The following is a 19,225-nucleotide window of genomic DNA, read 5'->3' as shown; positions in this document are numbered from 1 at the left end:
TCCCCCCGCCACAATCACCGGGTGCATTTCGAGGCCGGCGAGCCGATCTGCTTCCTGTTTCCGGTGCAGCGTACAGTGCTGGAAACGGTTCAGCCGCGCTTCCTGCCGTTCGAAACCGCGCCGCAACTGGCGGACCACCATGCCGTGTGGCAACAGTCGCGCTACGATTTCCTGGAAAAGATGCGGAACGAGCGCAAGCCGGTCGCACCGGTGGACCAATGGCAGAAACGCTACTACCGCGGTGCCGACATGACCGACAAGCCGGTGGTGCCGGATCATCGCGTCAAACTGCGGCTGGCGCCGTTCGCCCCCATCCCGGCCGAGACGCCGGCGGAACCGGACCCCAACGCCCCGGTCATCCTGCAGACCGACACGGAGACGCTGGGCAAAGTCATCGGCGAGATCGCCGCGGCGATCGGCGGGGGATCGCTGGACTCGGACGCTGCGGTGGACGTGTTGGTAAAGCGGCTTGCCGCGATCGGGTTGGGGGAGTCGGAGGCGCTGGAGGTCGTTTTGACCGCGATGGCGCGTGCCGAGTCCGGCGAGGCCTGACCCGGCGAGGCCGCATGGCCGTCCGTGCGCCACCGCCATGTATCGTCACCGGTGCTGTATACGGCCCGGCACCATGCGCACCTTCCGCGGTGCCGCGATCCAGATCGCCGCGGCGGAGAGGATGCAGCACCCAATCGCCAGCAGAAACGCCGGCCGGTAGCTTCCGGTGGCATCGCGGATCGCCCCGGCCGCCCAGGGGCCGGCCGCGCCGCCGCCAATCAGCGCCACCGTCACGGCACCAAATATGGCACCATAGCTCGGGCCTTCAAAAATTTCCGCCACGATGGGGCCCATCACCGATGTCATGGCGTATCCCAGGAAACCTTGCGAAATCACCATGAGGTACAGCAGCGGGCGCGATCCCGGCATTTGTTCGAGGGCGATCAGGGCGGCGTAGCAAACGATGAAACCGGCACAGCCGGCGGACCACACCCATTCGCGCCCTATCCGATCGGACAGGGCGCCCAATCCAATCTGGCCTGGCACGCCCACGACGCTGACGATCCCCAGCGACCAGGCCGCCAGCAGGGGGGAGAAACCGACCTCGACCAGGTATTTCGTCTGGTGCACCTGGATGGCATACCAGGCGAACAGCGCACAGAAATAACCCAGCGCGATCCACCAGAAGCGGCTCGTGCGGATCGCCCTGGGCAGGGTCCACTGGATCGCGGCCCAGGCCGGATCGACGATATTCGTTGGTCCGCGGGCTTTGCCGCTGCCGGTGGCGTGCGACTCGCCATCCGGCAGCAGGCCCACATCCCGCGGCCGCAACCGCAGCAGCAGGGTCAGGGGTCCGATCACCAGCAGCACCAGCAACCCCATGACGGAGCAGGATGCCCGCCAGCCGTCACGGCCGATGATGGTCTGCAGCCACGGCAGCAGGACGATCGCGCCGACGCCGGCACCGGAAAACGCGATGCTGATGGCCAGGCCACGCCGCCGCACGAACCAATGCGGCAGGAATTGCGAATGCGCCGTGTAGGTCATCAGATTGGCGCCGCCGCCCACCAGCACGCCCAGCGTGGCATAAAGCTGCCAGGGCGTCTGGATCGCCGGGGCCAGGAACAGCCCCAGGCTCGTCAGGCACACGCCGCTGCCAATCACCAGGCGAGGCCCATGACTGTCCATCAGCCGGCCGGACAGGGGACTCAACACCGCGGACACCAGGAAGCCGAACGAAAACGCGCCCGCCACCAGCCCGCTGTCCCATCCGAACTCGTTGATCAACGGCGGCAGCAGCAGGGAAAACGCGGTACGTGCCGTCACCGCGATCGCCATCGTCACGAAGGCGACCGCGACGATCACCCACCCGTAGTAGAACGGCAGGCGGGACGACCAGTGCTGCGGCGAACGTGTCATCCATGACTCCCCAGGCCCCGCCGATACCATGGCCCCCGGTTTCCGTCCCAGCGCGACAGTTCGGCCGCGGCCGAACCATCCTCGCATGCGTTCGGCCGCGACATTGCCTATATTCCGTACCATGAGCGACATCACACGCATGGCCACGGTCGCCGCGCTGCTGGGTGATCCGGCCCGAGCCAATATCCTGACGGCGCTGATGGATGGTCGTGCGCTGACGGCGAAGGAACTGGCGTATGCGGCGCGGGTCTCGCCGCAGACTGCCTCCGGCCATCTCGCGCGGCTGACGGATGCCAGTTTGTTGGCGATGGAGAAGCAGGGACGGCACCGCTATTTCCGGCTGGCCTCGCCGCTGGTCGGGCAGATGCTGGAGAGCGTCATGGCCGTCGCCGGTCCTGAGCCGGGGCGGATCAACCCGTGGCGCGGCGGCGACGCGCTGCGGACCGCCCGCACCTGCTACGACCATCTGGCGGGGCGGCTGGGCGTGGCGCTGGCCGATTCGCTGACCGAGGCCGGGCACGTCGCGTTGACCGGGGATGGCGGGGAGGTCACCGACCGCGGCCACGCCTTCCTGCGCGATTTTGGCGCCGAACCGGTGGCCAGCAAGCGGGTGTTCTGCCGGCCTTGCCTGGATTGGAGCGAGCGGCGTCCGCACATCGCCGGCCGCCTGGGCGCCGCGCTGGCGGCGCGCTGCCTGGAACTGGGGTGGATCGCGCGGCAGCGGGATTCGCGGGCGGTGACAATCACACCGGCGGGGGCGCAGGGGTTCGCGGAGCGGTTCGGTATTGATCTGGCGGAATAATTGGGGGGGCTTCTGTTGCCCGGTGCCCCCCCGAACCGCGCCTATCGCTTATGCAGCGACGGCGAGCGCCTGATTATCGTTGGCACTTGTGATTTGACCCGATAACGGCGGTATCATGCCGGGCAAAAGGCGAGTCTTTACCACGCGTGTCGAGCCTGTTTCGCCCCCATATGCCCCGAAATCCTGGGGTAAATGGTGGAGGCGCCGGGCACTGCCCCCGGGTCCACAACGATTATTCCACGCGCCGTTTATCACCATAGTCAGCAAGCTGACGGGGCATCATCTAGGGGTTCCGGCGCGGCGTTACAAGCCATTTTATTGAATTTCATCCACCATACCCATGGATCGGTCATTGACGGGGGGACGAGGCGCTGCACCTCAAGGCGAAAACTAACACCCATGTCATTGGCGCACATGCTCGATTTCGTATATCCGTGAGTATCTACAAAAAATCAATGCCACGTACATAATAGCAGATGACATTGATCAAAGCCCCCATGGCCGCTTCCCAAGCGCTACTCCTTCTCATCGATCTCCAGGTGTGCAATCGCCGAAATGCGCTCCAAAAAATTGAGATGTGCCTCGATGTTTTCCGGACCAGCGAGTACACCGCTCTCCCACACATTGGCGAATCGATCTATTGTGGCGAATCTTTGCCGCAGCTTCTCAAGCACAATTTTCAATGCGCCGGAAGATGGCAGCCTCAATTGAGGCAGGATCGCACTGGAGACAAATTTAGCCATTTGGAGAGCGATGGTTGATGTGTCGAAGCTGATACGACCGATCTGGCGATCCGCTCTTTTTCTGATTTCTGTGTGATATCGTTCTATTTTCTCGTCACGTATCGAAGGATCACAGGCTAAGAGATGAAAATAAAGACCTCGTCCTTTTATTCTGGCGGATTCCAAATCCGTTACCTCATCAAGGCTACACGGACGGTTAAATCGGAAGATCCCGATGGGAGGGAGAACAGTAGAAACAAAAGACGAATTGGCTGTGTTGGTTTGTGGAACTCCTAACGCCAGCGTTCTATGCAAATTCATAAAATCAGCTTGGTGATTACCTAAGGCCATCCATAATTTGGCTCCATCAATCGGAGTTAGCACCCTGGCACGCAATGCGTGAGCAACACAGATCGGCTCGGCCAGAGTCATATGCCATAACTTTAGATCAAGTTGAGCCCCTTTGGGTACACTCTCAGGAATAATCAAGTCAGGAATCATACTGGCGAAACCCTTTGTGCCGGCAGAATCCAACACCTCCAATGCCGTTCGGAGCATGGCGATAGGCTGCATTACATGAGCAACCACATGTGAGTTTTCAGGATTGGGAAATAACCTCATCATTTCCTAAACGGCTTGGCGACTCTCGTCTCCGAAGAAAGGATATCGTTGTTTTACAAGCACAATATCTGCAAGACAGAAGGCAGCATCTCACGGCGCCCTATTAGAGCACCGGGTGCATGATCATAGATCTCCTCAATAAAGTGCGTGTCTAAGCGCTCTTCGGGTTGTTCCACGATGAATTTCAATCTCCCCACCACCGCTTGATTCACTAAGTCCGCGCGGGTGATTCTGTGCTGCGCAAGAAACCCCTCTTCGGCTTCAGCCAATGGCATGGTGAGATAGACAGTGTCAAAGAGTGCAAGAGCATTCAGAACCGCTCACAAGAACTCTTCATTCGCGTACTCTTATCTGCCCTTCACCTTCCACCCCACCTTGCCTCCCAGGCAGCCGCAGCCCTACGACACCCCCGCACCCCCAGGGATTCATCCATGACCCAAGACCTGCTTTACACCCAGCGCGACGGTATCGGGACCGTCACCTTCAACCGTCCCCAGGCGCGCAATGCGCTGACCTTCGCGATGTACGAACGCCTGGCCGAGATCGCCACCGCCCCAGGCGACGTCCGGGCGCTGATCGTCACCGGGTCGGGGGACAAAGCCTTCGCGGCGGGGACCGACATCAACCAGTTCCGTGCCTTCAGCGGCGCCGATGACGCCATGGCCTACGAAGCTCGCATCGACCGTGTCCTGGGCACCATCGAGCGCTGCCCCGTCCCCACCGTCGCCGCCATTGCCGGTGCCTGCACCGGTGGAGGGGCCGCCATTGCCGCCGCCTGCGACCTGCGCATCGCCGCCGCCAACGCCCGCTTCGGCTTCCCCATCGCCCGCACCCTGGGCAACTGCCTGTCGATGTCCAACATCGCCCGCCTGAACGCCCTGGTCGGTCCTGCCCGCGTCATCGAGATGATCTTCACCGCGCGTCTCTACAGCGCCACCGACGCGTTGTCCGTGGGCCTGGTGACCGAAGTGCTGCCCGACCAGCCGGCCCTCGAATCCCGAGCCCTGGCGCTTGCCACGCTGCTGGCGGGCCACGCACCGCTGACCATGCGGGCCACCCGCGAGGCGCTGCGCCGCCTGCGCGACAACTTGCCGCCGGACGAAGACCTGATCCGCCTGTGTTACACCAGCCGGGATTTCCGCGAGGGCATGGACGCGTTCCTCGACAAGCGGCCGCCGGTCTGGCGTGGGGCCTGAAGCCGGCGCCATCACGGCTGGGCGCCGACCTCAGGATTTGGCGACGGTGTCGCGGTACATCGACGTGGCGACATCCGATCCAGCCAGGATCTCGACCAGCCGAAACGTTCTGATCGGGGTCAGGGTGCCCGACTTCGCCGCCACAAGCACGGTGTCCGCCGCTTGATGCAGTAACTGGTCGTAGCTGCCGGAGCCGCCGACCTTGCGCGCCACCGTTTCAAGCGAACGCAAATCCCGGGCGCAGGTCTCCAACAGCGTCTGACCGGCCGCGTCCAGCGCATCGGATGCGGTGGCCAGGGGTTGCACGAGACCCTCGGCCAGCCCCTCGGCGAACCTTTCCCGGCAGGCCTGGTCGAGCCTTTCCCGCATCGCCTTCAGGCGGGGCCGATGGGCGGCGGCGCCGGAATCGTTATCCATCTCACCCAGGAATGCGGCGATCCGCCGCACCTCCTGCCCCGCCGCCGCCAACGGTGCCCGGGCTATTTCGTCCATGACCCCCGACGGCGCCTCCAGCCGGGTCAGAACCTGTTCCATCCCGCGCGCCAGTGCCCGCAGCAATATCGCTTTCTCGGCCGCGTTCCGCACCGATGCCACGCATTCGCGGAGAACGGGGACCGCGTGCGGCGCCTGCAACAGGATAAGCGCGACGACCATCGCACATCCCTCGGGCGGCTCATCGGCCATCGACCGCAGGATGTTCTCGATCGTTCGCTGATCCGCCGCCAAAGCCCCAATGGCTTGGTCCCGCGCGAGGCATCGCAGCCACGCGGCGCGGCGCGGCACGGTGACGACAGCCCCGGCCAGAGGTGGATAGACCGTCGAACGCAATCCCGTGGTTTCCCAGTCCCCCGGGGTTGGCGACACCGCAAGCAGTTCGGCGGCACGTGGCCACAGCGCCAAGCCTGCGACGGTAACCACGTCTGTCGCGTCGGTTTTGTGACTGGCGATGATCGCGTCGATGGCCGATGCCTCGGCGCCGAAGCCGGTCCGCACGACGGCGGACAGCGGTGTCAGCACGGAACGGGGGATCGCCACGTCACCCGGACGCCACGCGCTGGGGGGCACGATCACGGGCTCAAACGGCGTGAACAGCAAACGGGCGAAACGAAGCGGACGGACGGGTTTCAGCGAGCCCAGCCGGTCCCGCAACGGATCGAGGATTGCCTGCTTCCCCGCCGGATCGGCGACATCGTCCAGCATGGCCGTGATGCGTATGATCTTCTGGTCGTCCGCCTGACGCAATTGATGGCGCAACGCGTGTGCCGCACGTCCGGCCGGGTCCGCGGATCTAGTTTGCATCGATTGCGGCCTCCTGAAATAGAAGTCGGGATGTGCGATCCCGAAGATCGCCGTGTCCCCTCCTGTCCCGGTTCGACGTCACGCCGGCCGGCATGCGATCGCCCGCAGATGCTCGTTTCGGGCAATCAGCTCGAAGACGATCGAGCCGGTGCGCCAGTCCTCATTCAGTGACACCAGCCGGCGGAAGCGGATCGCCCGGTCCATGTCGCATTTGATCTCGGACCACTCGCTGGCTTCTTTCGGCAAGATCGGGATAAGCCCGATGATCTCGACCAGGGCAGCCCGCCGTCCGGCGTCGTCCCGGGCGTGGTTCCATATGAGACAAATCTGCTCCCAGCCATCCAGCAGCCATTCGGGGCGGGTGGCAAGCTGGCTGATAGACCCCGGATCGGTGCCCCAGTTTCGCAGAAGCCGCACCATGTCGCCGGTCAGTGCCTGCGCCTGCGCCAGGGTCGCCTGGGCCAGCGACAATGTCAGGTCGGCCACGGTGCAGGCCATGCTGACGTACTCCACCTGATCGTCATTCTGCCGTGTGGCGCTCCATTCCGCCATCGCGGTTCGGAGGTTGCGAAGCATGGCGAGCAGCCGAGGCAACCGGCCTGTCGCGCCGCTGGGACCAACGCCGATATTCGTCAGGACGTCGGACAGCGCCTCCAGCGCGGTGGCCGTCCAGCTCGCCGTCCGGCCCAGGCGTGGCGAGATCCATTCAACCGTCAACCGGGCCTGTGTCATCAGGTCGGGCTTGCCGGACCCATTGGTGGTTGACTGTGCGGCAAAACGGCCACCGACCTGCTCCACAAGGGTCATCAGCAATTGGTAGTTGGTGACCAGCCTGTCGCCTTTTTCCAGGTTCACCGCCTGGCACGCGGCTTCCATCGCTTCCTCGCCCGCCAGGCCCTCGGCGGAGAGCTGCAAGGCCACGCGCCGGATCGCGGCGGGCGTGACGTTTTTCAACGAGGCGATCCTGTCGTTGAACACCGAGTCATGCAGCGTTGGCTGGCACCACGCGGCGATCCCCGCCCAGGGCATGATGTAAACCCCTCGCCCGCCCGCGGGATTGGGGATGACGAGCTCGACCCGCTGCTTGTCCGTGGGCCGGGCGCGCGTGCCCCCGAGAAGCGGGGTGGTGAACGGCACCGCCACCCCGCGTTCCTGGAACGTCATCGGATGATACGGTTTCAGCCGCGGAAGCTCGGTTTCAGACATGCCTGGACGGTGCGATCATATTGCCGCGGACCTTCTACGGGCATTGGGAGACCGCCCGGATACGCCCCAGCGTAGGCCCGGAACCTTGACGAATGCTTAACAGGATCGGCCGCGTGTGCCCCAACCCCGGTTTCGTAACGCCGCGCCTGGGCAGGCACAGATCAGGCGTGGTCGTTATTCTCGGCGGCGGACGGCGCGCAGGCCCAGAACGCCGGAGAGCAATAAGGCGAGTGAGGCCGGCTCAGGGGCCGGGGTGGGAGCCGGCGTAACGTCGGCGCGTTGAAGGCTTGGCGGCGCAAGGTTAACCTTTCCATGGCCGGATCGATATGGCTAGCCATCGTGAAGTCGGCTAATTGTTGCGCAATGGATGGACCCGCGCATTTAACCAGACACGAATCGGAAACCGCCGATGATCGGCCAACCCCGCGCCTATGCGCGGCACTTTCGTTCAGCCGAGGACTATGCTGCTTTCAATGGCCTCGGTGGCATTCGGATGAATGGGCGGGCGCCGCGCCAGTTCACCGCGCGCATGGCTTTCATGGATCTCGGCGACGTATGTGTCAGGCGCGGCGAGGCGACGGTCGGACTCAGCCTGATCGGCGCGACATCCAACAACCACATCTTCACATTCGCCACGGAACCGGCCCGTCCCCGCCTGATGTCCGGGCGCGAGGTAGGGCACGACGTATTGTTTCATCCACGTCCCAATGAAGTGTTCACCACCCGCTCGCAGTCCGACGAACCGTTTCCCTGGGGCTCTCTCGTGGTCCGCTACGACGCCCTGGCATCGGCCGGAGGAACTCTGGTGGGCCGCGACGTTGCGCCCTCGGCCATCGACGCGGCGACGATCCGTACGTCCTTACTCGCGCAGGGACGTCTGCTGCGGCTGGTGCGAGACGTCGCGGACCTCGCCGCCACGACGCCCGAGGCCGCGGACAGGCCCCCGACCCGCGCCGCATTGTCAGGCCTACTGACGGAGGCACTGGTTGACTGCCTCAGTGGCGGCATCTTGGAGTACGACCGGGCGGCGGTGCGCCGGCACCGCCTGATCATGAGCCGTGTGGAAGCCGCGTTATGCGAACGCGACGACGCCGGCCTGAGCATCGAAGACCTTTGCCGCTCCGCCGGCGCCTCGCGGCGCACGCTGCACGAGGTGTGCATGGAGTTCACGGGGGTGCCGCCGATGCGATACGCCCGCGCGTACCGCCTGAAAGGCGTGCGAAATGCCCTGCTCGCCGCCGACCCACGCACCGAGACGGTGACCGAAATCGCCATGCGCTTCGGGTTCTGGCAGCTTGCGCGATTTAGTGCGGCTTACCGCGACGCGTTCGCTGAAGCGCCGTCTGAAACGTTACGCTGGCAGGGATAGGTTGGGCGGCCGCCGGTCTTGTCACAACGCGGCGGTCAGCCCCCGTCGACTACCACAGGCCCAGGGTCGGATTGCCACCCATTACGGCAAACTCGCCAGAAATTTGCGCGCCACTGTTGTCCTGGCTTTCATCTTGCGATGGTGGATTTAATCGGGTCCGGCCCCTAGTGTGCGCGCAAGCACAAGGGGAGGATGGCGGATGAGCCAGCGTCGGCGGGTTTCCGTGGCATACAATGACGTCTCGATCGACGTGATCCTGGACGAACCAGGCGAGGACCTGGCGGACTGCCTGGTGCTGCTGCCGTCCTCGTCGCGCGATTCCGAGGATTTCGACGAGATTTCCGAGATGTTCGCGGCGAAAGGTTTTCGTGTGTTGCGGCCGCAGCCCCGGGGCATGTGCGGCAGCACGGGTCCGATGGATGGATTGACCCTGCACGATTATGCGCGGGACGTGGCAGTCGCGATCGAGCGTCTGGCCGGCGGGTCCGCCTTCGTCCTGGGCCATGCGTTCGGGCAATGGGTCGGGCGTTGCGTGGCGGCGGATCATCCGCATCTGGTGCGCGGCATGATCCTGGCCGCGGCGGCGGCGAAGTCGGCCAATCCGGCGCTGCGCGACCACCTGGCGAAATGTGTCGATACGGCCCTGCCCGATCCGGTTCGGTTGGCGGCGCTTCAGGTCGCGTTCTTCGCCCCCGGCCACGATCCGTCGCCCTGGCTGGGCAACTGGCATCCGGTGGCGTCCAGGAGCCAGCGGGCCGCCAGTGCCGCGACTCCACAAGGCGACTGGTGGGGCGCCGGTTCGGCACCGGTGCTGGATATCCAGGCCGAATGCGATCCCTGGCGGCCGGCGGACACGCGCAACGGCATCGTCGACGATCTTGGCGCGGCTCGGGTGACCGTCGTCGTCATCGCCGATGCCAGCCATGCCTTGATCCCCGAACAACCCGAAGCCGTTGTCCGCGCCGTGCGCGATTGGACCCGGACACTCTGATCTTCGACAGGAGAACCCATCATGACGACGTCTCGTGCCACGCCGCCGTTCCGAGCCGATCATGTCGGTAGCCTGCTGCGCCCCAAGGTGCTGCAGGAGGCGCGGGCCAAATGGAAGGCCGGCACGCTGCCGCATGACGCACTGCGTGAGGTCGAAGACACCTGCATCGCCGCCGCAATCGCCAGGCAGGAGGCAATCGGCCTGCGCGCGGCGACCGACGGCGAATACCGCCGCGCCTATTGGCATTATGATTTCGTTGCGGGGCTGGATGGCGTGGAAATCTACGAACCCGAACAGAAAATCCAGTTCCAGGGCAACGTTCCGCTCGGGCACAAGTTGCGTGTGAACAGCCGGATCGGCTGGACCAAGCCGACGATGATCGACCATTACCAGTTCCTCGCCGGTCATGTCCGGACGGCGGTGGCGAAACAAACCATCCCGTCGCCGTCGGTGGTGCATTTCCGCGGTGGGCGGGAAGCGATCGACCCCGCAACGTATCCGACGCTGGATCCGTTCTTCGCCGACCTTGGCGTGGCCTACAAAAAGGCCGTTGGCGCGTTTGGTGCGGCGGGCTGCCGGTATCTGCAACTCGATGAGGTCAATATCGCCTATCTGTGCGACCCGGAGCAGATCGCGATGCTGAAAGCGCGTGGCGAGCATGTCGAAAACCTGCTGGAAATCTACAGTGGGATGCTGAACCAGGCGATCGAGGGCAAGCCGGAGGGCATGGTCATCTCGATGCACCTGTGCCGCGGCAATTTCCGCTCCACCTGGGTGGCTTCCGGTGGTTATGAGCCGGTGGCCGAGGTGTTGTTCAACCAGATCAATTCGGATGCGTATTTCATGGAATACGACACCGACCGCGCCGGTGGGTTCGAGCCGCTGCGTTTCGTCCCGCGCGGGCCGAAGATCGTCGTGCTGGGGATCATGACCAGCAAGACGGGTGAACTGGAAAGCAAGGACGAACTGAAGCGGCGCATTGATGAGGCCTCGAAGTTCCTGCCGCTGGAACAACTGGCGCTGTCGCCGCAATGCGGGTTTGCCTCGACCGAGGAAGGCAACACGCTGACGGAGGACCAGCAATGGGCGAAACTGTCGCGCTGCGTGGAGGTGGCGCGGGAGGTTTGGGGCGAGGTTTGAGACGACGGACGTTCAGGGCTGGTTCGATGGAACTGCGTCAGGATCAGCTGCTTCTCCCTATCGCCGTGATTGGGCGTGTCGCGGCCAGCTTCGCACAGATGGACGAAGCGCGGATGGCCGGGATACGCCCGGCCATGACGGATACACCGCGGTAGATCCGGCCAGCAATTCTCCCGCCACCCACGACTTTGGCTTCACCCCACCGCCGGCAGTTCGTAAAACTGTTGCGCGGTCCGATGGAACAATGCGGCCTTTTCGTCCGCTGAGCAGCCGGCGGCGAGGCGTTTGAAGGCGTTCCACAGTACCGGGTAGCTGCACATGCCCTTGTCCACCGGAAAGTTGCTTTCGAACATGCAGCGGTTGACGCCGAACGCCGCCACGGCGGTCTCGACGTAGGGGCGCCACGCGGACGCCATCTCGCCGGACGATGGCGGCAGCGGCTCATGGTGATAGCCGAAACCGTTCACGTTCATCGCCAGGCCGCCGAGTTTGAGGTATAGATTCTCGCAGGTCGCCAGTTCGACGGTGTGGGCGCGCCATTGGGCGAAGACTTCGGGCCGTCGTCCCTCATAGGGACCGACACCGAGTGGACCGCCGAAATGGTTCAGCACGACCTTTTGATCGGGGAATGCGCGCAACAGGTCCAGGAGATCGCCTAGTTGCGGATGATACAGCCACGCCTCGAACGTCATCCCCAGACGATGCAGGCGGGCGAATCCGGCTTGGAATGCCGGGTCGCGATACAGGCCCGGCGGCGCGCCCGGCGGTGCGGTGGGGGCGATCCCGGGGTCGTAGGTGCCGCTGTGGCGGATGCCCTTGAAGCGCCCACCGCCGGCCTGGATGTGGGCTTCCAATACCGCGTCGATCCGGTCCCCCAACAAACAGTCCGCGTGACCGATGATGCCGGCGCAGGCACGCAGGTTACCATAGGCGCCGCTTTTGCATTCCGTCGCGGCGGCGGCGACGAATTCGGTCTCACCCACCGGCCGCAGCTCATCCGGACCGTCCTTGCGATAGGCCGACCCGCACTGGATGAACACCGTGGCCAGCACATTGTGGCCGGTGCGAAGATCGGCGACCAGATCCGCCAGCAGATAGGGATCAGGCCGTGCTTTCCACAGGTGATGGTGCGGGTCGATGATCGGCTGGGCGGGATCGAGCACTTCTTCCGTCAGCTTCGCCAGCCAATCCGGACGAACGCGCGGGTGGTGAAATGGCTTGCGATCCTGCTGTTGCATGGCCATGGCGGCTTCTCCCCTCGATCAGGGTGCCATCCAGCCACGGACGGGCGGGTCTGACAATGCGGCCGGATCGCGTCGCGACATCCAGCGCGGCCAACAGCGACCCGGTCATCGCATCGCGCGAAAACCGGGCTTGTGCGAAAGCGACCTGCTGGCGGCTGCGTTTTTCCCAGGCGGCGTCGTCCCGCAGCAACGCCACGACCGCGGCCGAGAACGCCGCGACATCATCCTCGACCGCGACGACCTGCGACAATCCCGGCAGCCCTTGCGCCCCTGCCTGCGTGGTCACCAACGGCAGGCCGGCGCGCAATGCCTCGATCACTTTCAGCTTCACGCCGGCGCCGCAGCGCAACGGCACCACGGCCACGCGGGCATCGTCGTATGCCGCCGCCAGTTCGGCCTCGGTCACATTGGCGCGAATAGTGATATCGTCTGAGGCCAGGGCGCGCACCTGTGCGGTGGGATTGGATCCGACGATCGACAGATGCACCCCGGGAACCGCGGTTCGGATCGATGGCAGGATGTCCGCCACGAACCACAGCACGGCATCCTCATTCGGTGTGTGTGCGAAGCCGGCGACGAAGATGATGCGGGGTTGCGGGGTTGCCGCCCGCGGTTCGGCGAACGTATCGAAGCAATAGGGCACGACGGACCCGATCTTCGCATCGGGTTGCAGGGCGGAGGCGATTTGCGCTTCCTCCTCCGACGGGTACAGCGACAGATCGGCCTGCCGCCATATTGCGTATTCCCGCAGACGCATGTGTTCGGCGCGGCGCAGCAGCGCGTCGTCGTGCGTGACCTCGGCTTGCTGGTGCATGCGGCGAAAATGCAGGTCGTGACCGTAGTAGACGATCCGGGCTCGGGAATGGCGGCGAATTGAGAGGATCACATCCTCGGCGACGTCGGGCCGGCTGACCAGGACGACATCGAGTTCGCGGCCGGCCTCCTTGATCCAGCTCTCGAGCGGGGCCTGACCGGGACCTTGCAGGACCTCGATCCCCATGCCTTGCAGGACCTCGGTGTAACCCGGACTGTAGGCTTGGTTGTGCGGCCAGAATTTCACCACATGCCCGGTTTGCAGCAGCACGTGCAGGTGCGCCATGATCGTGCGCGACCCTGCGTCGCGGTCCGGGGTGGGGACGTAATGGTCGATCACCAGCACTATCTTGCGATGCATCGCCCGGTCGCGCGCGCGGAAGACGTTCTCACCGTTCAAGTAATGGTCTCGCGCCAGGACGTCCGCCCATATATCGGCGAAGATGGCCTGGTTCACGACCTGGCGGGACTTGATGCCGGTGGTGACATCCCGCCCGTGTGAGACGCCCTCGTGATGCACGACCCGAGCGCTGGGCTGATACAGCGTCTTCAGGCCGATTTGCCGGAGGCGGAAGCACAGATCGGTGTCCTCACAATAGGCTGGCGCATAGCGTTCGTCGAAACCGCCCAAGTCGTCGAACACCGATCGTTCCACCATCAGTGCCGCACCGGAACAGTAATCCACCTCCCGCACGTAGTTGTATGCCGATTTGGCCGGATCATCCATCCGGCCGAAGTTCCAGCCCGAGGCATCCTGCCAGATGATTCCGCCGGCTTCCTGCAACCGGCCACCCGGATACAGAAGTCTGGCACCGACCGCCCCGGTTCCCGGCCAGTGCTGGAACAGCGACACCATCGGATCCATCCAGTCATTCAGCACCTGGGTGTCGTTGTTGAGGAAATAGAGGTAGCGCCCTTTCGCCACCCTGGCTGCCTTGTTGCAACTGTGCAGGAAGCCGATATTGGTTTCATTTCGTATAAAACGGATACCGCGCACCTGGTCCAGTTGCGCCGCGCCGGCGCCGTTCCATGCGTCGTCGATCACGATCACCTCGATCGGCAGCGACGGCGCGTGCGCCGCGATCGACGCCAGGCAGCCCAGGGTGAACGGCAACTGCCCGTAGGTCGGAACGATCACGGAGACGACCGGCTGGTCGGAGAACGGCACCTTCAACTGCCGCGGGTCCACCGTTGCCATCGGTTGCACGGGTTCGGCGCGGGGCGCGGCACGACGGTCCAGACGAACGCGCAGGCAGCGGCCGAGTTGCGTGTGAAGCTGCAGCGTGACGGTCCACCACACCAGCAGCACGCACCGGCGAAGCTGTCTTGCCATCCAGGGCGACCGGCCATGGAGCGATCTCGCGAAGGTCAAGGTTCGGAACAGCGTGGCGTCGATCGCGGCCGCGACATGGATGCGTGAAACGCGGAAAGACTGGCTCACCCTGAGGTCTCCGTGAGAAGAACCCGTCCTACAGGGGAAGTCTTAACGTATCGTTAAGGGTGGGTGGGTCGTTTTGGCCGGTGCTCGGGAACAGGGTGTTGGGAGAAGGCCACTCAAGCGTTTCGGAATCACCGCGTCGGACGCCCGTGTATGATTGCGTTACCGTCATGGCTGGAAGGGTCCCAGGCATTTGTCCCATCGTGCGTGCGTAGATGGCCGGGACACGCCCGGCCATGACGGATGGGCCACAGCCACGCCCGGCCATGACGGGTGGGCTGCAGACACGCCCGGCCATGACGGGTGGGCTGCAGACACGCCCGGCCGTGACGGGTGGGCTGCAGACACGCCCGGCCGTGACGGGTGGGCTGCAGACACGCCCGGCCGTGACGGGTGGGCCGCAAGCCCACCATTTTGCTGGCACTTGCGTATGGCCCATAGCACGCGGATTTCCGCGTTCAGGCGATCGTCAGGCGGCGGAGCGGGCCAGTTCCGGTGCCACTCTGCGCAGCAGTGGCCCGTGACCGGCTGCCGCATGCCCGACCTCGGTCGCGGCTGTGTAGAAATAGGTCGTGACGTAGACACGGACCGCGCTTGTGCGGCCGCCCGCGTGCCCGGCCGCTTCGATCTGACGCACCAACGTGCTCATATCCTGCGCTTCGCGCTCACAGATTTCACTCAGCAAGTCCCAGAGTTCGGGTTCCAGCCGCATGCTGGTCCGACCGCGCTCCGCGACAACGTTTCGGTTGACTAGACGACTGACAGCCATTGGCCACCTCCTAATTGCCGGAGGGGAGAAGATCAGGAATTTATTAAGAGAAGGTTCACAGCGCGAAAAAAATTTGATTTTTTTGGCACGCGATGGTGTTCATACCGGCAACGGCGCGTCCTTCATCCGCTCCATGCTGAAGCGGCTGCTGACGTTGCGCAGCGGCACGGCGGCGATCAGCTTGCGGTAGAAATGGTCGTAGGAGGCGATATCGGCGACCACCACATGCAGCAGATAATCGACGTCACCGCTCATGCGCCAGGCGTCGACGATCTCCGGCGTGTCCTGGATCACCTTGGCGAATCGGCCGAGCCAGTCGCTGGAATGATCGGCGGTTTCGACGGCGACGAAGACCGAAACGGGCAGGCCGACCTTGTCCGCGTCCAGGATGGCGACGCGGCGCTGGATGATGCCGTCCTGCTCCATCCGGCGGATGCGTTTCCAGCACGGCGTCGGGGTCAGCCCAACCTTAGAGGCGATGTCGGCCAGGGACAGCGAGGCGTCGACCGATATCAATCGGAGGATTTCCCGGTCGAGACGATCGATATCTTTATCCGCGGACATTCAAGGCAGCCCCTTCTCTCAAACCTACCGTTCAGCAGATATTTTCCGTGATACAGCCATAACGAGTTCTTCGAGAGAAGAAAATACTCTAAATTCCTGGTGGGTGAGGATGGTGGGGATTATCCTCCGGGTCGGGCGGCGTACTCCCCGGGCGTGCGCAGGGTCAGGGCCAGGGCGTGCATGCCGCCCAGTTCGGCCGAACCGAATTCCGCCGCCAGGGCGGCATGCACGGCGCGGGACCGGGCGACGCGGCTGACGTCCTGGAAGGCGGCGCTGACCAGCAGCACGCTGAAGTGGGATTGGCCGCCGGCCTGGGCGCCGGCGTGACCGGCATGATGGGCGCTGTCGTCCTGAACGGTCAGTTCGGTTGGCGCGAATGCCCCGGTCAGGATGTCGCGGATCCGGTCGGCGCGCGATGGGATGTTTGTCATGGTGGGATTATCCGTCCTTTGTGGGAGGGCGCCAAGATCATAACGGGCCTGCTTTCGCCGGCACCCCGGCCTCGCATAGGGTGATGCCCGCAATTGAGATCGAGCCGTGACAATGAGCCTTCGTCTGTCGTGTTTCATCCTGGTTCTATCCCTGGTGGCCGGTTCGGCCCGATCGGCACCCCCGGATGCCGCCCGCCTGGTGGCGGGACCCGCCCTTGGCGCCGGCCTGATGGCGTTTCCGCGCATCGCGGCACCCGATGGAGCCGCGTCGCAGCGCATCAATAAAGCCCTGAGCGCCGCCGATGACCGGTTGCGCTCGGCCGCGAAAGACTGCGATGCGGGTGCGTCCGGCCCGCTGGCGGACCAGAAGGATGCCGGATGGCAGCGCAGCGTGACGGTGGCGATGCGCGGGCCGGGGTATCTCGCCCTGGTCGCGTCCGACGACCTGTTCTGCGGGGGCGCCCATCCCGACACCGACAGCTTCGCGCTGGCCTACGACCTGGGTACCGGGGCGCCGCTGAACTGGGAGCGGCTGCTGCCGAAGACGCTGGCGGGGAAAGCCTCGCTGGACACCGCAGCCGACGGAACCCGGCTGGGCGTGATGGCCTCACCGGCGTTGACGGCGCTGTATCTGAAGCTGTCGAAGCCGGATGCGGACTGCGCGCCGGCGCTGCGCGACACAGAGCTGCAATTCATGCTGTGGCCGGACGCGGCGCGTGAAGGCGTGGCGATGGAGCCGTCCGGCCTGCCGCACGTGATCGCCGCCTGCGGGACGGATGCGGTCATCCCACTGGCAACGCTGCGCTCGCTGGGCGTGGATCCGGCACTGCTGGACGCTATCGCGGCGGGTCACAAGGCCGGGCTATACGATTCCAAGCCGTAATACAGGAGGACGCCGATGGCGGATGCGACCGAGGAGTTTCAGCGGGGCTGGGACGCGGCCCTGCTCGCCGCGCGCGATTGGCATGAGGCCAAGGCCAAACAGGCCCTCGTGCAGTCGAGGCGCAGCCGATTTCCCAAAACGCTGGAGCGCGAGGCGGACTTTCACAAGCAATCCGCCGAGATGATCGTGACCCTTAGCCCCGACGACGTGTGATCAGAGCGCGGACCCCAGGCTGATCGCGAGCCCGCGCGCCATCATCAGGCCCATATCGCCGGGACGGTCGCTGAATTCCTTCATCGTCCGGTACGGCACGGCGGTGACCTCGGCGATGTAGTTCAGCTTCTGCGCCACATCGAGGGCGCTGAAACGTCCGGCTTTCGGCCGCCGCTCGAACAGCGACGCCACCGATTGCAGCGTTCGCGGCGGGATGACGGCCAGGACCTTGCGATGCTCCGGCGTGATGTCGTTGATGGTGAGGACGCGCGACGGGGTGGCGGATGCAGGGGCCGGCCCGGTTTTCGTCGCCGGGGGGGTCGCGGTCAGGTCACGCGTCGGAAAATCGATTTCGACGCCGTTGGCTTGCACCAAGTAGGTGGTGTCGCCGTCGCACTCCAGGACCGTGCCGCTGTGCTTGCCGGTCCTGTGATAGACTGTCTGTCCGACCGAAAACATGGGCCTGCTTTCTGTTTGGGTGCGGACAGGATACGCCTGTGACTGGCCCGCGATAGGGGGCGGCGCCGCGTGGGCGTCAGGGTCGGACGGCTTGACCGGATCGGCCGCGGTTGGCTCTTCGTGTGTTCGGGTACCCTTCGCATGAACGTCGGGGGGCGGATGGCCGGGACGCCGCCCGGCCATGACGGTGGAAGTGTGCACGCCGGTGACGGTGAAAGTGTGCGCGCCGGTGACGGTGAGAGTGGGAGTGGGCGGGCCAACGGGGCGTGTGCGGATGCCTCGGCGTCCGGACCGGTTATACCGCCGGCAGTGCCGTGATGAACCGATCGATCAGCGCGTTTGTCCGTGCGCTCTCGTCGAGCTGCGGGAAGTGGCCTGTGTCGGGGACGATCTCTATTTCGACCCAGGGGATGTTGGTGCGCACCATGTCGAGGTATGGGGTGATTTGCCCCTCGGTCATCGGGCGGCGTTCACGCTTCTCGTTGCTGTAGGTCGATTGCAGCGCCATGACGGGCACGCGCAGGCTGGCCAGCGATGCTGCCAGACGACCGACATCGTAGCGCTGCATGTCGGTCAGCATTTTCTCGCCGATCTCACGCGGTAGCGTGGCGGCACGCGCGCCGACGGCGGCGGCCACGGCCGGGTCGCTCCTGGTGGTGAACATGTCGGTGAACAAACCGTTCACCAGCGTCGCATAGCCGTCCGGCGCCGCGAAACGTTGCCGCAGCACCGTTGCCATCGAGGCGGCGAACTGGCTGCCGTCGACCAGGATCACCGCCGCGGTGTGGGCCGGCGCCTGCAGCGCGGCCTCGGTCACCACCCGGCATCCCATGCTGTGGCCCACCAGCACCGCCGGCGGCAATGACAACGCCCGCATGACGTCGGCGACATCGGCACCGTACCGCTCGATGGAGCAGTCCGCGGCCGATCCCGGGCTGGCGCCATGTCCGCGCAGATCGACGGCGACCGTTTGGTGACGTGGCGACAGATGCGCCACCTGGGCGTCCCAGTCGCCGTGGGCACAGCCAAAGCCGTGCACGAACACAATCGGCGGCCGTCCCTGGCCTGCTACGACATGATGGATCAGCGCCATTGTCTCCCCCCACCGTCATTCCGGGCGATTTCGGTCTGCAACCTGCTGCGGCGGGATAATT

General features: G+C 64.7%; 19 protein-coding genes, 1 other RNA gene and 1 pseudogene. 8 read left to right on the top strand and 13 right to left on the bottom strand.

Annotated elements, in window-relative coordinates; genetic code table 11:
• On the top strand, positions 1-552 hold a 552-nt coding region (locus tag GSQ89_RS09160; protein ID WP_254073134.1), incomplete at its 5' end, for a DUF6065 family protein.
• A 45-nt stretch (positions 553-597) separates the two neighbouring features.
• Here GSQ89_RS09160 and GSQ89_RS09155 read toward each other — a convergent pair.
• Positions 598-1,911 (bottom strand): MFS transporter, encoded by a 1,314-nt coding sequence (locus tag GSQ89_RS09155; RefSeq protein WP_158924221.1) that lies wholly within the window; start codon positions 1,909-1,911, stop codon positions 598-600.
• A 121-nt stretch (positions 1,912-2,032) separates the two neighbouring features.
• On the opposite strand from GSQ89_RS09155, the gene GSQ89_RS09150 reads away from it, so the two are divergent.
• Entirely contained in the window at positions 2,033-2,713 is a 681-nt protein-coding gene (locus GSQ89_RS09150; RefSeq protein ID WP_158924207.1) for a helix-turn-helix transcriptional regulator, read from the top strand.
• Here the strand turns inward: GSQ89_RS09150 and ssrA are convergent.
• Positions 2,713-3,026: a transfer-messenger RNA gene (ssrA, locus tag GSQ89_RS09145) on the bottom strand. The genes GSQ89_RS09150 and ssrA overlap by 1 nt on opposite strands.
• Positions 3,027-3,228: 202 nt before the next feature.
• Positions 3,229-4,056: a hypothetical protein gene (locus GSQ89_RS09140; RefSeq protein WP_158924205.1), complete on the bottom strand. Its 828-nt coding sequence runs from the start codon at positions 4,054-4,056 to the stop codon at positions 3,229-3,231.
• Between the two features lie 431 nt (positions 4,057-4,487).
• Between GSQ89_RS09140 and GSQ89_RS09135 the strand changes: the two genes are divergently transcribed.
• Positions 4,488-5,252 carry an enoyl-CoA hydratase gene (locus GSQ89_RS09135; RefSeq protein WP_158924203.1) on the top strand — a complete coding sequence of 255 codons (765 nt, stop codon included), beginning with the start codon at positions 4,488-4,490 and terminating at the stop codon, positions 5,250-5,252.
• Positions 5,253-5,282: 30 nt separating this feature from the next.
• Here GSQ89_RS09135 and GSQ89_RS09130 read toward each other — a convergent pair whose 3' ends face one another.
• The 3 genes and pseudogenes from GSQ89_RS09130 to GSQ89_RS40050 form a co-directional block, all read right to left on the bottom strand.
• A complete protein-coding gene (locus GSQ89_RS09130) occupies positions 5,283-6,551 on the bottom strand; it encodes a hypothetical protein (protein WP_158924201.1) in 1,269 nt (422 codons plus the stop codon).
• 78 nt (positions 6,552-6,629) lie between these two features.
• On the bottom strand, positions 6,630-7,757 hold the full coding sequence (locus GSQ89_RS09125) for a hypothetical protein (protein WP_158924199.1): 1,128 nt from the start codon (positions 7,755-7,757) through the stop codon (positions 6,630-6,632).
• A 174-nt stretch (positions 7,758-7,931) separates the two neighbouring features.
• Positions 7,932-8,000, bottom strand: a pseudogene (locus GSQ89_RS40050) (PEP-CTERM sorting domain-containing protein); the annotation flags it as partial.
• A 166-nt stretch (positions 8,001-8,166) separates the two neighbouring features.
• Here GSQ89_RS40050 and GSQ89_RS09115 point away from each other — a divergent pair.
• The 3 genes from GSQ89_RS09115 (at position 8,167) to GSQ89_RS09105 (ending at position 11,257) form a co-directional block, all read left to right on the top strand.
• On the top strand, positions 8,167-9,126 hold the full coding sequence (locus tag GSQ89_RS09115) for a helix-turn-helix domain-containing protein (RefSeq protein WP_158924197.1): 960 nt from the start codon (positions 8,167-8,169) through the stop codon (positions 9,124-9,126).
• Positions 9,127-9,325: 199 nt separating this feature from the next.
• Positions 9,326-10,117, top strand: coding sequence for an alpha/beta fold hydrolase (locus GSQ89_RS09110; RefSeq protein WP_158924195.1), 792 nt, complete (start codon positions 9,326-9,328; stop codon positions 10,115-10,117).
• A gap of 21 nt (positions 10,118-10,138) precedes the next feature.
• The gene (locus tag GSQ89_RS09105) at positions 10,139-11,257 is read left to right on the top strand and encodes a 5-methyltetrahydropteroyltriglutamate--homocysteine S-methyltransferase (protein ID WP_158924193.1); all 1,119 of its coding nucleotides are present in this window, start codon (positions 10,139-10,141) and stop codon (positions 11,255-11,257) included.
• Between the two features lie 194 nt (positions 11,258-11,451).
• Here the strand turns inward: GSQ89_RS09105 and GSQ89_RS38420 are convergent, their stop codons facing one another.
• From GSQ89_RS38420 to GSQ89_RS09080, 5 genes are all read right to left on the bottom strand, one after another.
• The gene (locus tag GSQ89_RS38420) at positions 11,452-12,420 is read right to left on the bottom strand and encodes an amidohydrolase (protein ID WP_216856093.1); all 969 of its coding nucleotides are present in this window, start codon (positions 12,418-12,420) and stop codon (positions 11,452-11,454) included.
• On the bottom strand, positions 12,359-14,755 hold the full coding sequence (locus tag GSQ89_RS09095) for a glycosyltransferase (RefSeq protein WP_158924189.1): 2,397 nt from the start codon (positions 14,753-14,755) through the stop codon (positions 12,359-12,361). Before GSQ89_RS09095 ends, GSQ89_RS38420 begins: the two co-directional genes overlap by 62 nt.
• Before the next feature lie 466 nt (positions 14,756-15,221).
• On the bottom strand, positions 15,222-15,521 hold the full coding sequence (locus GSQ89_RS09090; protein ID WP_158924187.1) for a ribbon-helix-helix domain-containing protein: 300 nt from the start codon (positions 15,519-15,521) through the stop codon (positions 15,222-15,224).
• A gap of 99 nt (positions 15,522-15,620) precedes the next feature.
• A complete protein-coding gene (locus GSQ89_RS09085; RefSeq protein WP_158924185.1) occupies positions 15,621-16,085 on the bottom strand; it encodes an Lrp/AsnC family transcriptional regulator in 465 nt (154 codons plus the stop codon).
• 119 nt (positions 16,086-16,204) lie between these two features.
• Positions 16,205-16,516, bottom strand: a complete 312-nt coding sequence (locus tag GSQ89_RS09080; RefSeq protein WP_158924183.1) for a BolA family transcriptional regulator — start codon at positions 16,514-16,516, stop codon at positions 16,205-16,207.
• A gap of 112 nt (positions 16,517-16,628) precedes the next feature.
• On the opposite strand from GSQ89_RS09080, the gene GSQ89_RS09075 reads away from it, so the two are divergent.
• Both GSQ89_RS09075 and GSQ89_RS09070 read left to right on the top strand, forming a co-directional pair.
• Entirely contained in the window at positions 16,629-17,399 is a 771-nt protein-coding gene (locus GSQ89_RS09075) for a hypothetical protein (protein WP_158924181.1), read from the top strand.
• A gap of 15 nt (positions 17,400-17,414) precedes the next feature.
• Positions 17,415-17,612: a hypothetical protein gene (locus GSQ89_RS09070; RefSeq protein ID WP_158924179.1), complete on the top strand. Its 198-nt coding sequence runs from the start codon at positions 17,415-17,417 to the stop codon at positions 17,610-17,612.
• Here the strand turns inward: GSQ89_RS09070 and GSQ89_RS09065 are convergent, their stop codons facing one another.
• A complete protein-coding gene (locus tag GSQ89_RS09065) occupies positions 17,613-18,071 on the bottom strand; it encodes a hypothetical protein (RefSeq protein ID WP_158924177.1) in 459 nt (152 codons plus the stop codon).
• A gap of 295 nt (positions 18,072-18,366) precedes the next feature.
• Positions 18,367-19,164 (bottom strand): alpha/beta fold hydrolase, encoded by a 798-nt coding sequence (locus GSQ89_RS09060; RefSeq protein ID WP_158924175.1) that lies wholly within the window; start codon positions 19,162-19,164, stop codon positions 18,367-18,369.
• Positions 19,165-19,225: the final 61 nt, after the last annotated feature.

Source organism: Acidisphaera sp. S103, assembly GCF_009765975.1.
GTDB lineage: Bacteria > Pseudomonadota > Alphaproteobacteria > Acetobacterales > Acetobacteraceae > Rhodopila.
Note: the sequence above shows the minus strand (reverse complement) of the source record. Positions and strands in the feature narration are given on the sequence as shown.